We start from the raw sequence: 13,576 nt of genomic DNA, 5'->3' as shown, positions 1-13,576 counted from the left end.
TCCTTTAGAGCTGCTGCATCATCTTGCGCACGCCCGCCACATGCCGACGGCTGACCACCAGCGCATCGCCATTGAGCCCTTTCAGATAAAGCTGGAAATGCCCTAGCGGCGTGCGCTGCAGGCGTTCAATACGGTTACGCGCGACCAACGCATTGCGGTGGATACGGACAAAGCGGTCACCGAACTCATCCTCAAGGGCCTTGAGTGGTTCATCCAGCAAGACTTCGCCGGACTCATGGCGCAGGGTGACGTATTTGTGATCGGCGATGAAGTAAATGACCTGATCCAGCGGGATCATTTCGATGCCTTTGCGGGTTCTCGCACTGATGTGACTGCGAGGCCCGATGCCGCTCTCAGCGGCCGGGCGCGTCAACGCCGCCAACTGCACCCGGCTGGGACGCTCTGCCCTGCGCAAGCTGTCCCGCAACTCCTCGGCGCGTACCGGCTTGATCAGGCAGCCCAGGGTGCTGTCTTTGAATACGTTTACCGCGAACTCATCATCCGCCGTACAGAACACCACCGCCGGTGGTGCTTCACGCTCGCACAAGCGACCTGCCACCTGCAGGCCATCCAGGCCTGGCATACGAATGTCGAGCAGGACGACATCGGGTTTAAGGCTGTCGATCAGTGCCAGGGCCTCTTCACCATTGGTGGCGCTAGGCTCCAGCACGGTATACCCCTCAAGCTCGCCGAGCATGCGGCTCAAGCGTTCGCGGGCTTGGGGTTCGTCATCAACGATCAGGACATTCATATTGCGCTGGATTCCTGCGTGAGTCTCGCACAAGGATAGCGTAGACAGGTGAAGTGACGACCGTCACGGCGATCCACGCTCAGACTCGCACGATGGCTAAAAATTCACTGGGTCGGCAGTAAAGATGCCAATCCTCAGTCCAACTGTAGACGGTTGCCGGAACGCTGCCGTTCATTCGCCAAATATCCTGTCAAGAACACACCTTCAACGGCGACAGCCAGAACCTCGATCACCCATTTATGCCGACCGCCGAACGCCGTCAATGCTGCCAATCCTGCTATTATCGGCGCCACTTTTCCCGTTCACGCCTTCAACGAGCGAATCCATGAGCACTGACAAGACCAACCAGTCCTGGGGCGGCCGCTTCAGTGAGCCCGTCGACGCTTTCGTCGCCCGCTTCACCGCTTCCGTCAACTTCGACCAGCGCCTGTATCGCCACGACATCATGGGTTCGATCGCCCACGCCACCATGTTGGCGAAGGTCGGCGTTCTCACCGATGCCGAGCGCGACAGCATCATCGACGGGCTGAAAACCATCCAGAGCGAAATCGAAGCCGGCAACTTCGACTGGCGCATCGACCTCGAAGACGTTCACATGAACATCGAGGCGCGCCTGACCGATCGCATCGGGATCACCGGCAAGAAGCTGCACACCGGGCGTAGCCGTAACGACCAGGTTGCCACCGATATCCGCCTGTGGCTGCGTGACGAAATCGACCTGATCCTCGCTGAGATCACCCGCCTGCAACAAGGCCTGCTGGAGCAAGCCGAGCGCGAAGCGGAAACCATCATGCCGGGCTTCACGCACCTGCAGACCGCGCAACCAGTGACCTTCGGCCACCACCTGCTGGCCTGGTTCGAGATGCTCAGCCGTGACTACGAGCGCCTGGTCGACTGCCGCAAGCGCACCAACCGCATGCCGCTGGGCAGTGCCGCACTGGCCGGTACCACCTACCCGATCGACCGTGAACTGACCTGCCAACTGCTGGGCTTTGAAGCCGTGGCCGGCAACTCGCTGGACGGCGTCTCTGACCGCGACTTCGCCATTGAATTCTGCGCTGCCGCCAGCCTGGCGATGATGCACCTGTCGCGCTTCTCCGAAGAGCTGGTGCTGTGGACCAGTGCGCAATTCCAGTTCATCGACCTGCCTGACCGCTTCTGCACCGGCAGCTCGATCATGCCGCAAAAGAAAAACCCGGACGTGCCAGAGCTGGTGCGCGGTAAGAGCGGCCGTGTATTCGGCGCCCTGACCGGCCTGCTGACCCTCATGAAAGGCCAGCCACTGGCCTACAACAAGGACAACCAGGAAGACAAAGAGCCGCTGTTCGACGCCGCCGACACCCTGCGCGACTCGCTGCGGGCCTTCGCCGACATGATCCCGGCCATCAAGCCGCGTCATGCGATCATGCGCGAAGCCGCACTGCGCGGCTTCTCCACCGCCACCGACCTGGCCGACTACCTGGTACGGCGCGGCCTGCCGTTCCGTGACTGCCACGAAATCGTCGGCCATGCAGTAAAATACGGCGTCGACACCGGCAAGGACCTGGCGGAAATGAGCCTGGACGAACTGCGCCAGTTCAGCGACCAGATCGAGCAAGACGTGTTTGCCGTCCTGACCCTGGAAGGCTCGGTCAACGCCCGTAACCACATTGGCGGTACCGCTCCAGCCCAGGTACGGGCTGCGGTGCAACGCGGCAAGGCCCTGCTGGCCAGCCGTTAAGCCTCGATACAGGCTCGCCGGGCAGCACGGCGAGCCTGTTTCAACTCAGCGCTTGCCGCTGCGAATCATCTCGAGGAAGGCGGGCATCTGCGCTTCCTTGTCCGCTGCGATCTTCTGCACATGCGGGTTCTCCTTGAGCCGGGCGAACAGTGCCTTGGCCTGCGGGAAGCCTTCCAGCAAGTCCTGGCCAAATATCTTGAGGCCGACACCGCGCGCCAGATCGACACTGTAGAAGAAATACAGGTCGGCCAGGGTCAGCGTGTTACCAGCAACGTAAGGCGAGAACACGCCGTTGCGCTTGAGGGTATCAAGCCCCGCCAACAGTTCGCCCTTGGCCTTTTCCTTGATGACCGCGTCCACCTGCATGCCGAAAAACGCCTCGGGGTAACAAGCCCGTGCCGGCAGTTCGATATACAGCTCGATTTCCTTGGCCAGCTCGCGCACCTTGGCACGCGCATAGGCCTCGGCAGGCAGCAAGGCATGCTCAGGATGCACCTGCTCGATGTACTCGAGGATCACGCTGGTCTCACTGATAAAGCCGTGCTCGGTTTCCAGTACCGGGACCTTGCCCCGCGGGCTGACCTGCAGAGCGTCATCACTCTGGCCACCGTTGAACGGCACCTCTTCAAAGGGCAGGCCCTTTTCCAGCAGTGCCAGTTTGACCATGTTGTAGTAGTTGCTGACTGCAAAACCATGAAGCTTGAGCATGAAAACAGCCTCCAGGCCGTAAGGAGTTGGCCCGGGGTGTTATAGAACGATTGGCCCGGGCTGACCAGCATCATGGATCGTGTCGATACTGCGACATGACCTGTGCGCTCATGGCAAACTGCAGACTCAACGCGAGGAATCACCATGAGCGAACAGAACAAAATCGACAGCGACGACGAAGAAACCTTCGCCGAAGCCACCCTGACCCAGGCCATCGAGAATCAGATCGAGTCCGGTGAGCCGCCGGCCGCCAAGGCGGCTTTCAACAAGCTGACGCTGGTGGGCTATGAGCGCGAAGACATCCTCAACCTGATGGCTCATGTACTGGCTATCGAGATTGACGCCATGCTCGATGAAGACCGTGCATTCAACACCGAATGGTACGAAACTGCCCTGCGCGCACTGCCCGAACTACCGCCGGAAAAAGACTGAACTACACTCCAAAGCCAGGCATCCGTTACCAAGGTGCCAACCGCAAATTCAGGAAATGTCGGAGTACCTATGTCATTTACCCCCGAGTTGGTTGCCGAACTGGAAATACTTGCACTGTTCAACCTGGCCAATACCCAGGAAGGCCTGAAAATTCACACCAAGACGGCAGCGCCCCAAGCCATTGCCGCCGCCAAACGCCTGCATGACAAGGAACTGATCACCCAACCCGATGGCGGTTACCTGACCAGCCTGGGCCTGGACGCCGCCGAGCATGCACAGCAGCTGCTGACCATCCTTAACGTGACCGAAACAGCCTGAATACCCGCCGACACCTTCACCGGCAAGCCTCACGCGCCAGCGTCTTGCACGGCCTTCGGGCCGTACACGACGCTGCACCGCCCACGAAAAAATGGCGTCAAAAACCAAATACGGCTTAAACCGACTGCATTACTAGGGCTAAACTCGCCAGTGCTAACTGACGTTCCCTTGTCGAGCCTGTAGGCCGGTTTGAATCCATAATGAACCACCCCTATGAAATCCGCCCGGACCTGGATGCAGGCATCGACCGCAAGGTGCTCAATCAGTTGCGCGCGCGTTTTCTGCGCCTGAACGAAGGTCGCCTGGCACGCGCAATGGACGGTTTGTCGAGCAGACAGCAACTCGTCCTTAACCTGCTACCGCTGCTCTTCCACGTCAATCACCCACTGTTTCCCGGCTATGTATCAGGCTCTACCCCAGCGGGTGTCTCCGGTTACGAGCCCGATGCACAGCAGTTGGCTGAAGCGCAGCGCCTGACGCGCTCGTTCAGCTACAGGCCTCGCCACGGCAACCCGCCACGCCCCATTCATGGGCTGTTCCTGATGGGCAGCCTCGGCACCCTGGCCCAGGCCGAACAAAGCGACATGGATGTGTGGGTATGCCACGCTTGCGACCTGGACGACACCGCCCTGGCCGAGCTGCGCAAGAAGTGCACGTTGCTGGAGATCTGGGCCGCCAGCCAGGGCGCCGAAGCACACATGTTCCTGATCGACCCGCAGCGATTCGTTCAGGGCGAACGCAACACCAGGCTCAGTTCGGAAGATTGCGGCACCACTCAGCATTACCTGCTACTTGATGAGTTCTACCGCACCGCCATCTGGCTGGCCGGCCGCACACCGCTTTGGTGGCTGGTACCTGTGCACGAAGAAGCGCGCTATGCCGAATTCACCCGCACGCTGCTGTCCAAACGGTTTGTCCGCGAAGAAGAGGTTCTGGATCTTGGCCATCTGGCCCATATCCCGGCCGGCGAGTTCATCGGTGCCGGGCTCTGGCAGTTGTACAAAGGGATTGAGTCGCCCTACAAATCTGTACTTAAACTGCTACTGACCGAAGCCTATGCCAGCGAGCATCCACAGGTACACTGCCTCAGCCTGCAGTTCAAACAGGCCGTGTTCGCCAACCGCCTGGACCCAGACGAACTCGACCCCTACGTGATGGTTTACCGGCGCATCGAGCGCTACCTGAAGGCCAGCGGCGACAGCCAGCGGCTGGAGCTGGTGCGACGCAGCCTGTACCTGAAGGTCAACAAGAAACTCAGCAACCTTGCACGCCAGCGCGTGAGTGGCTGGCAACGCGAGCAGCTTGCACGCCTTTGCCAGGAATGGGGTTGGGACGAACGCCAATTGGCCCTGCTCGACAGCCGCAGCCAATGGAAAGTTCGTCAGGTCGAGAGCGAGCGGCGGGTGCTGGTCGATGAGTTGAACTACGGCTACCGCTTTCTCAACCAGTTCGCACGCAGCCAACAGGCGAGCAATCGCATCGACCAACGCGACCTCAACGTGCTTGGCCGACGCTTGCATGCAGCTTTCGGGCGCCGGGCCGGCAAAGTCGACTTCATCAACCCAGGCGTGGCCCCTGACCTGGCCGAAGACACCCTGACGCTGGTCCAATCAAGTACCGGCAACGCACCGGAGCGGATTCAATGGACACTCTACAGCGGCAACCTCGGCCCGCAGGAATGGGAGCACTTCGCCCCGATCAAACGGTGCCGCGGGTTACTTGAACTGCTGACCTGGGCCCATCGCAATGGCGTGATCGACAGCAGTACGCGACTAGCGCTGTATCCAGGCAGCAGCGACCTGAGCGAGTACGAGCTGTTCAACCTGCTCGGCAGCCTGCAGCACAGCGTAGCCCTGCCACTGCCCCGTGTCAGTGAGGAACGCCTGCTGCAACCCAGCGTAGCCGAGGAGGTGCTGTTGCTGGTGAATGTCGGCATCGACCCACTGCGCCAACACCGCGACCTGAACATCCTGATGACCACCGAGCGTACCGACTCGCTGAGCTACGCTGGCGTGCGCGAGAACCTGGTACTGACCCTCGACCAGGTCACACTCAACAGTTGGAACGAAGTGCAGGTTCAACGCTATGACGGCGAACATGCCCTGCTGCGCTGCCTGCGCGATTACCTGAGCAGCCTTGAGCGCGGCGCACCTGCGCCACGCTTGAGGGTACGCTGCTTCTGTCATAACCGGGCCCAGGCCATTGCCCTGCGTGTCGAAGAAGTGTTCATGAGCGCTCAGGCACTCCTGGAGCAACCCCTCGAGTACCGCTACCTGATTCAGGTTCAGCAGCATACCCACGTGCTCAACCTGCAACCTGGCGCAACCGAAATAGCCACACTGAACGACCACGCGGCCCTTCTGGCGTATCTGGGCCAGGAGCGGAGCAGTTACAGCCACCTGCACCTGGATGCCAATGCACTGCAGGAGCATGACCTGGCACAAGTGCTTGCGCTTGGCCAGCCGCACGCCCTTCAGGTGTTCTACCGCCTGTGGGATGACTGGGCCGATGTCTACGTGCTGGATGAACATAACGTGTTGTGGCAGCAACGCCTGCCGATGCATGACGAGAGCAGCCTGCTGCTGCCGTTGCAGCGCTTCCTGCAGGCGGTGGTTTTTCGTCAGAACGCGCGCCGGCCACTGGCGCAAGGCTCGCTGGCAATCCATTACTACCAGATTATGCCCTCGGGCGGAGGCCGAGCGCGCCGGGTCGAACCCCGCCCCGCGCCACAGGACAGCAGCGGCAGGTTTTTCTACGACGTACAGGCGATCCTACAGACGAGCGCAACCGAGTCAGCTCACGTCACGCTGTACTGTAATCAAAAGGAATTTTCAGCGCTCGACCATGGCGACCAACTGTATGCCATGGTTGCGCGCGAGATCGTCGAGCAGCGCCGTGAAGCTGCGCCCTACCGCTGCTACATCACTGACCTGGACCTGTCCGACCTGCTCGCTGAAAGCCCAGGTTCAAGCATCCGCTACCTGCGCTACAAGGACGAACTGGAGGCGCGCCTGAACGACGCCATGGCCCTGCTCTAAGCCAGGTTCAGAGGTCAAAGTCACCAGCGGCTTCCGGCTGGTACTCAACCTCCAGCAGCTTGAGCTTGAGGGTCTTGCCGCCCGGTGCTGGCCAATCGATCTGCTCGCCGACCGACAGGCCCAGCAATGCGCAGCCAATCGGCGCCAGGATCGATACGCTGCCTTCGGCACCCGCATCCTTCGGGTAGACCAGGGTCAGGTGATAGTCCTTGCCACTGGCTTCCTCGCGGCAATGCACGCGGGAGTTCATGGTCACCACACCGGCCGGGACCTCCTCGTGACCGACCACCTGCTCGGCGCGGTCCAGCTCGTCCTGCAAGGCGAGCACACCCGGCACGTTTTCGTCGAGGCTATCGATCAAACGCTCAAGACGTTGTACGTCCAATCGGGTGAGGATAAGGGAAGGCTTGGTGCTCATGATCCAGTCAGACTCCTTTTTCTAGGCGATATAAAGAAAAACCCCGCCCAAGGGCGGGGTTTTCAGGAATTCGGCAGTGCCGATATACGTTCGACACTACCACAGCCCGGCAAATACACAAGAGGGGAGGCAGGCAGCCCTGGCTCAGCGAGCCTCGGCCTGGGTGCGCCGGGCACCTGCTTCGCGGCAAATCTGACGACGCTGCTCGTCATCCGCCGAACGCCACTGACGAATATCCTCGACATGCCGGAAACAACCCAGACAGACCTTCTGCTCATCGAGCCGGCACAGGCTGATACACGGCGAAGGCACCGCCGGGCTGACATTGCTGTACAGCGGCTTAGCCGGTTTGCTGGCAACACTCATTTCAAATCTCGTCGAAGTCGAGCTTCTCGCCAGACTGCTCAAAGACGATGCGCACCAGCATTTCGCCCAACAGTTCGTCAGTGGTATCGCACATCCACTTCTTGCTTTCCGGGTCGTAGTCGAAATGGAAACCGCCGCTACGGGCAGCCAGCCACAGCTGACGCAAAGGCTCCTGCCGGCTGAAGATCAACTGGCTGCCATTATCGAACTTGATGGTCAGGACACCGGCCGAATTTTCCATGTCCAGGTCCAGGCCGCTTTCGTCGAACAGGTCTTCCAGCGCCTGCTGGGTGGCATCGACCAGGTCATGAAAACGTGCTTCGCTCAAACTCATTGCAAGAACCTCGAAATTTTCTGCTCACGCGCAAGCCGGGCACGATACGAGGCCAGCGCGACGAATGCAAAGGATACCGACCACCGCCCCTGTCCGATGGCGGGCAAGCCACATAGGCAAGGCGCTGGGCGCTCGGTATACTCGGGCGCAATACTGCTTATTTCAAAGGATTTCGCCATGAAGCGCCTGATCTCCTCCCTCGCGGCGCTCGTCGCGGTTGCCTGCCTCGTCTCCGCCTGTGGTCAAAAGGGTCCTCTGTACCTGCCTGACGACAGCAAAGATGGCAAAAAATCGCAATCGCACCAGCACCAATAAGGGAATCCCATGGACGCTTTCAGCTACCGCGAAGGTGAACTGTTCGCGGAAGACGTAGCGCTGTCAGCCATCGCCGCGCGCTTCGCAACGCCGACGTACGTTTACTCGCGCGCCCATATCGAAGAGCGCTACCGCAGCTATACCGATGCCCTGGAAGGCGTATCGCACCTGGTCTGCTTTGCAGTCAAGGCGAACTCCAACCTGGCCGTGCTGAACGTGCTCGCCCGCTTGGGCGCAGGCTTCGACATCGTCTCCGGCGGTGAGCTGGAACGCGTCCTGGCCGCTGGCGGACGCGCCGACCGCGTGGTGTTCTCCGGCGTTGGCAAGACCCGTGAAGACATGCGTCGGGCCCTGGAAGTCGGCGTACACTGCTTCAACGTCGAGTCCACTGACGAACTGGAACGCCTGCAGGTCGTCGCCGCCGAGATGGGCGTACGCGCGCCGATTTCGCTGCGGGTCAACCCTGACGTCGATGCCGGTACCCACCCGTACATTTCCACCGGGCTGAAAGAGAACAAGTTCGGCATTGCCATCGCCGATGCCGAGGCCGTCTATCTGCGCGCAGCTCAACTGCCGAACCTGGAAGTGGTGGGTGTCGACTGCCATATCGGTTCGCAGCTGACCACCCTCGCCCCGTTCCTCGACGCACTCGACCGCCTGCTGGCGCTGATCGACCGCCTGGCCGAATGTGGCATCCACCTGCGTCACCTGGACCTGGGTGGTGGTGTTGGTGTGCGTTACAACGACGAACAGCCACCGCTTATTGCCGACTACATCAAGGCCGTACGCGAGCGTGTCGGCGAACGTGACCTGACCCTGGTCTTCGAGCCGGGTCGTTACATCGTCGCCAATGCCGGCGTGCTGCTGACCCGTGTCGAGTACCTCAAGCACACGGAACACAAGGATTTCGCCATCGTCGATGCGGCGATGAACGACCTGATCCGCCCAGCCCTGTATCAAGCCTGGATGGACGTGACAGCCGTGCAGCCGCGTGCGGGCGAGCCACGCACCTATGACGTGGTCGGACCGATCTGCGAAACCGGCGACTTCCTGGCCAAAGCGCGTCAACTGAACCTGGCCGAGGGCGACCTGCTGGCTGTGCATTCAGCGGGTGCCTATGGCTTTGTCATGAGCTCAAACTACAACACCCGTGGCCGCTGCGCCGAAGTTCTGGTCGATGGCGACAAGGCCTTTGAAGTGCGTCGTCGCGAGACCGTAGCCGAACTGTTCGCAGGCGAAAGCCAGTTGCCGGAGTAACCCCATGCTGCTGCGTTTTACCAAAATGCATGGCCTGGGCAATGACTTCATGGTCCTCGACCTGGTCAGCCAGCATGCACACATTCTGCCCAAGCACGCCAAGCAATGGGGCGACCGGCATACCGGTATCGGCTTCGATCAGTTACTGATCGTCGAAGCACCGAGCAATCCGGACGTGGACTTTCGCTACCGGATCTTCAACGCCGACGGCTCCGAAGTAGAACAGTGCGGTAACGGTGCACGTTGCTTCGCCCGCTTCGTGCTGGACAAACGCCTGACCGCCAAGAAACAGATCCGCGTCGAAACCCGTAGCGGCGTCATTGAGCTCAATGTCCGTAGCGATGGGCAGATCTGTGTCGACATGGGCCCACCACGGCTGGTCCCGGCCGATATTCCGTTCCAGGCCCCCGAACAAGCCCTGAGCTATTCGGTGGATGTGGACGGCCAGCAGGTCGAAATGGCCGCCGTCTCCATGGGCAACCCGCACGCCGTGCTGCGTGTCGATGACATCAACCAGGCACCGGTACATACCCTGGGGCCGAAGATCGAACACCACCCACGCTTCCCGCAACGTGTGAATGTCGGCTTTATCCAGGTCATTGATCGGCACCGCGCACAACTGCGGGTCTGGGAACGTGGCGCCGGGGAAACCCAGGCCTGCGGTACCGGCGCCTGCGCTGCTGCAGTGGCCGCGATCAGCCAAGGCTGGATGGATTCACCCCTGCTTATCGACCTGCCAGGCGGGCGCCTGTCGATTGAATGGGCAGGACCTGGCCACCCGGTGATGATGACCGGGCCGGCCGTGCGCGTTTTCGAAGGACAGGTTCGTCTATGAGTGAGTATCAGCCATGACCGATCAGCCCCAGGCCCCCGTCGAACACCCCGCCCCGAGTGATCAGGGCATGACACCGGCCCTTGGGGCCGAGGCCGTGGCCGCCTACTTGCGCGCCAACCCGGCATTTTTCACCGAGCATGATGAACTGCTGGTGGAACTGCACGTCCCTCACCAGCGTGGCGATAGCGTCTCGCTGGTCGAGCGCCAGCTCAAGCTCCTGCGTGATCGCAACATCGAGATGCGCCATCGCCTGTCACAGCTGATGGACGTCGCCCGCGACAATGACCGCCTGTTCGACAAGACCCGCCGCTTGATCCTCGACCTGCTCGATGCCAACAGCCTCGAGGAAGTGGTCATGGCCGTCGAAGACAGCCTGCGCCAGGAGTTCAAGGTGCCGTTTGTCAGCCTCATACTGTTCAGTGACAACGCCACTTCGGTGGGCCGCTGGGTCAACAGTACCGAGGCCCAACAAGCCATTGGCAGCTTGCTCTGCGGCGGCAAGACCGTCAGCGGCTCGCTGCGCGACCATGAGCTGGACTTCCTGTTCGGTGAAGAGCAGCGTGAAGAAGTCGGCTCCAGCGCCGTCGCCGTACTCAACCATCAGGGCCTGCATGGCGTGCTGGCGATCGGCAGCCGAGATCCGCAGCACTACAAGAGCAGTGTCGGCACCCTGTTCCTGGGCTACATTGCCGAAGTCCTGGGCCGTGTCGTTCCACGCTTCACGCAAACCCTGCGTTCGGTGCGCTAACCATGCAACGCCAGTTGGACGCGTTCTGTGCATACCTGCGTAACGAACGTCAGGTGTCACCGCATACCCAACTGGCCTACCGGAGCGACCTCGACAATGTCCTGGCGTACTGCGCCAAGGCCGGCATCAACAGCTGGAACGACCTGCAGATCCAACAGCTGCGTCAGTTCGTTGCCCGTCAGCATCAACACGGGCAGTCCTCACGTAGCCTGGCCCGCATGCTCTCGGCCGTGCGCGGTTTCTATCGCTACCTCAACCGTGAAGGGTTATGCAGCCACGACCCGGCCACCGGTCTGTCGGCCCCCAAAGGCGAGCGGCGCCTGCCCAAGACCCTGGACACCGACCGCGCCCTGCAATTGCTCGACGGAGCCGTTGAAGACGACTTCATCGGCCGGCGCGATCAGGCCATCCTGGAGTTGTTCTACTCCTCCGGGCTGCGCCTGTCGGAGCTGACCAGCCTGAACATGGAGCAACTGGACCTCGCCGCAGGCCTGGTACAGGTGCATGGCAAAGGCAGCAAGACCCGCGTACTGCCGGTGGGCCGCAAAGCCCGCGAGGCCCTGCAACAGTGGTTCAAATTGCGCGGCATGAGCGCGCCTGAAGATGGCGCGGTGTTTGTCACCCGCCAGGGCCGTCGCCTTGGCCGTCGGGCGATCCAACTGCGGGTACAGGCCGCCGGCGTAAGGGAGCTGGGGCAAAACCTGCACCCACACATGTTACGGCACTCTTTTGCCAGCCACCTGCTGGAGTCCTCCCAAGACCTGCGCGCCGTCCAGGAAATGCTCGGCCATGCCGACATCGCCACCACGCAGATCTACACTCACCTGGACTTCCAACACTTGGCTGCGGTTTACGACAGCGCCCATCCACGGGCCAAGCGCAGTAAGGACAGCGACACATGAGTATCGAGCTGATCACCTTCGACCTGGACGACACCCTGTGGGACACCGCCCCGGTTATTGTCAGCGCCGAAGCCGTACTGCGAGATTGGCTGGCGGCCAATGCCCCCAACCTGGGCCCCGTGCCGGTCGAGCACCTGTATGCCATTCGCGAGCGCCTGGTACAGGCCGAACCGGGGCTCAAGCACCGCATCAGCGCACTACGGCGCCGGGTGCTGTTCCATGCACTGGAAGAGGTTGGCTACAGTGAGGCGCACGCCCGGGAGCTGGCCAACGAGGGCTTTGAAGTCTTCCTGCATGCCCGCCATCAAATCGACATTTTTCCGGAAGTGCAGCCGGTGCTGGAATTGCTCTGCCGTCACTACAGCCTGGGCGTCGTCACCAACGGCAACGCCGATGTGCGCCGCCTGGGGCTGGCCGACTATTTCAAGTTCACCTTGTGCGCAGAAGACCTGGGCATCGGCAAACCCGACCCGCAGCCCTTCCAGGAAGCCCTTCGCCGTGGCCAGGTAGAAGCCAGTGCGGCGGTACATATTGGCGATCACCCCGGCGACGACATCGCGGGCGCCCAACAAGCAGGCCTGCGGGCGATCTGGTTCAACCCTCAAGGCAAGACCTGGGAGGCCGAACAACACCCGGATGCCGAAATCCAGCGCCTCTCGCAGCTTCCTGAAATCCTGTCCCGCTGGCGCTAAAACAGCGCACACAAAAAAGCCCGCAGCGACAGCGGGCTTTTTGTTACGACAACCACTCAGATAGGGCGGCTACCGTATTTGTTGTCCGGCTTCTTGGGCGGGTCAGCGACCACATTCGGCTCAACTTCCTGCACCTTGCCACCGCGAGCCAGGAACTCTTCCATGGCCTTGGCCAAGGCATCACGCTCTTTCTGCTTGGCTTCCATGCTTGGCATCTCGTCAACCGAGACAGCCGCCTTGGATTTGCCTTTGGCGACCGGTACGGGACTGTCGTCACCGTCGTCTGCCACGTCTTCGGCAGCGGCTTCCAGGCCTTCGTCGCCTTCGTCTTCGTCGCCTACTTCGAGGTCATCATTTTCCAGATCGTCGTCGCTCATGTTCTACCTCATGACTTGCGAAAAGCACATTAGTTATGGACCCGCGGCGCAAATAGCGCAGCCGCCGGGCAAAATTCAAAGGTGATGAAGCCCCATCACCTGCAACGCTCGCCCTACCGGCAAGCGCCATGCGAGCCCGACACACACCGAGCCCGACAAAAAGTAAAGAGCCACCGGCGACACCGAGCCGGCCCACCCTGGCGTCATGGGCATGCCCATTGACAAGCCTAGCAAAGGGTACCGAAGTATGCGGACCACTGATAAGCACCCTTCGGCGCGCATTCTAGCGTGCTGTGGGAAAAAACAAAGTGTCTAAATATCCTTGTTGCCTGTAAGTCTTGTGCTTAAGGGCAAACGCTTCAGGG

At 61.0% G+C, this 13,576-nt stretch carries 15 protein-coding genes and 2 pseudogenes; 10 read left to right on the top strand and 7 right to left on the bottom strand.

The window, feature by feature from the left end:
- Nucleotides 1–4 precede the first annotated feature (4 nt).
- Nucleotides 5–751 (bottom strand): LytTR family DNA-binding domain-containing protein, encoded by a 747-nt coding sequence (locus CS390_RS01150; RefSeq protein WP_065758042.1) that lies wholly within the window; start codon nucleotides 749–751, stop codon nucleotides 5–7.
- Nucleotides 748–855 (bottom strand): annotated as a pseudogene (locus tag CS390_RS25200) (sensor histidine kinase); the annotation flags it as partial. The pseudogene CS390_RS25200 and the gene CS390_RS01150, both read right to left, overlap by 4 nt.
- 221 nt (nucleotides 856–1,076) lie before the next feature.
- Here CS390_RS25200 and argH point away from each other — a divergent pair.
- The gene (gene argH / locus CS390_RS01145) at nucleotides 1,077–2,471 is read left to right on the top strand and encodes an argininosuccinate lyase (RefSeq protein ID WP_065758043.1); all 1,395 of its coding nucleotides are present in this window, start codon (nucleotides 1,077–1,079) and stop codon (nucleotides 2,469–2,471) included.
- 45 nt (nucleotides 2,472–2,516) lie between these two features.
- Here the strand turns inward: argH and CS390_RS01140 are convergent, their stop codons facing one another.
- Complete coding sequence (locus CS390_RS01140; protein ID WP_099773283.1) at nucleotides 2,517–3,179, bottom strand: glutathione S-transferase family protein; 663 nt, start codon at nucleotides 3,177–3,179, stop codon at nucleotides 2,517–2,519.
- Nucleotides 3,180–3,323: 144 nt separating this feature from the next.
- On the opposite strand from CS390_RS01140, the gene CS390_RS01135 reads away from it, so the two are divergent.
- The 3 genes from CS390_RS01135 to CS390_RS01125 all read left to right on the top strand — a co-directional run bounded on the left by CS390_RS01135 (nucleotide 3,324) and on the right by CS390_RS01125 (nucleotide 6,967).
- Nucleotides 3,324–3,611 carry a hypothetical protein gene (locus tag CS390_RS01135; RefSeq protein WP_099773282.1) on the top strand — a complete coding sequence of 96 codons (288 nt, stop codon included), beginning with the start codon at nucleotides 3,324–3,326 and terminating at the stop codon, nucleotides 3,609–3,611.
- A 69-nt stretch (nucleotides 3,612–3,680) separates the two neighbouring features.
- Complete coding sequence (locus CS390_RS01130; RefSeq protein ID WP_065758046.1) at nucleotides 3,681–3,929, top strand: TIGR02647 family protein; 249 nt, start codon at nucleotides 3,681–3,683, stop codon at nucleotides 3,927–3,929.
- Between the two features lie 200 nt (nucleotides 3,930–4,129).
- On the top strand, nucleotides 4,130–6,967 hold the full coding sequence (locus CS390_RS01125) for a class I adenylate cyclase (protein ID WP_099773281.1): 2,838 nt from the start codon (nucleotides 4,130–4,132) through the stop codon (nucleotides 6,965–6,967).
- 7 nt (nucleotides 6,968–6,974) lie between these two features.
- Here the strand turns inward: CS390_RS01125 and rnk are convergent, their stop codons facing one another.
- From rnk to cyaY, 3 genes are all read right to left on the bottom strand, one after another.
- Nucleotides 6,975–7,385 (bottom strand): nucleoside diphosphate kinase regulator, encoded by a 411-nt coding sequence (rnk, locus tag CS390_RS01120; RefSeq protein ID WP_065758048.1) that lies wholly within the window; start codon nucleotides 7,383–7,385, stop codon nucleotides 6,975–6,977.
- 144 nt (nucleotides 7,386–7,529) lie between these two features.
- A complete protein-coding gene (locus tag CS390_RS01115) occupies nucleotides 7,530–7,751 on the bottom strand; it encodes a DUF1289 domain-containing protein (protein WP_065758049.1) in 222 nt (73 codons plus the stop codon).
- 1 nt (nucleotide 7,752) lies between these two features.
- Nucleotides 7,753–8,085, bottom strand: coding sequence for an iron donor protein CyaY (cyaY, locus tag CS390_RS01110; protein ID WP_065758050.1), 333 nt, complete (start codon nucleotides 8,083–8,085; stop codon nucleotides 7,753–7,755).
- A gap of 177 nt (nucleotides 8,086–8,262) precedes the next feature.
- Here cyaY and CS390_RS01105 point away from each other — a divergent pair.
- From CS390_RS01105 to CS390_RS01080, 6 genes and pseudogenes are all read left to right on the top strand, one after another.
- Nucleotides 8,263–8,397 (top strand): annotated as a pseudogene (locus CS390_RS01105) (lipoprotein); the annotation flags it as partial.
- A 12-nt stretch (nucleotides 8,398–8,409) separates the two neighbouring features.
- The gene (gene lysA / locus CS390_RS01100) at nucleotides 8,410–9,657 is read left to right on the top strand and encodes a diaminopimelate decarboxylase (protein ID WP_099773280.1); all 1,248 of its coding nucleotides are present in this window, start codon (nucleotides 8,410–8,412) and stop codon (nucleotides 9,655–9,657) included.
- A gap of 4 nt (nucleotides 9,658–9,661) precedes the next feature.
- Nucleotides 9,662–10,492 carry a diaminopimelate epimerase gene (gene dapF, locus CS390_RS01095; protein WP_065758052.1) on the top strand — a complete coding sequence of 277 codons (831 nt, stop codon included), beginning with the start codon at nucleotides 9,662–9,664 and terminating at the stop codon, nucleotides 10,490–10,492.
- A 13-nt stretch (nucleotides 10,493–10,505) separates the two neighbouring features.
- Nucleotides 10,506–11,240, top strand: coding sequence for a DUF484 family protein (locus tag CS390_RS01090; RefSeq protein ID WP_099773279.1), 735 nt, complete (start codon nucleotides 10,506–10,508; stop codon nucleotides 11,238–11,240).
- Between the two features lie 2 nt (nucleotides 11,241–11,242).
- Nucleotides 11,243–12,142 (top strand): tyrosine recombinase XerC, encoded by a 900-nt coding sequence (gene xerC / locus CS390_RS01085; RefSeq protein ID WP_065758054.1) that lies wholly within the window; start codon nucleotides 11,243–11,245, stop codon nucleotides 12,140–12,142.
- Complete coding sequence (locus CS390_RS01080) at nucleotides 12,139–12,834, top strand: HAD family hydrolase (protein WP_065758055.1); 696 nt, start codon at nucleotides 12,139–12,141, stop codon at nucleotides 12,832–12,834. Before xerC ends, CS390_RS01080 begins: the two co-directional genes overlap by 4 nt.
- Nucleotides 12,835–12,890: 56 nt before the next feature.
- Here CS390_RS01080 and sutA read toward each other — a convergent pair whose 3' ends face one another.
- Nucleotides 12,891–13,211 (bottom strand): transcriptional regulator SutA, encoded by a 321-nt coding sequence (sutA, locus tag CS390_RS01075; protein WP_099773278.1) that lies wholly within the window; start codon nucleotides 13,209–13,211, stop codon nucleotides 12,891–12,893.
- Between the last annotated feature and the right edge of the window lie 365 nt (nucleotides 13,212–13,576).

The organism is Pseudomonas sp. HLS-6 (genome assembly GCF_002753995.1).
Taxonomy (GTDB): domain Bacteria; phylum Pseudomonadota; class Gammaproteobacteria; order Pseudomonadales; family Pseudomonadaceae; genus Aquipseudomonas; species Aquipseudomonas defluvii.
Note: the sequence above shows the minus strand (reverse complement) of the source record. Positions and strands in the feature narration are given on the sequence as shown.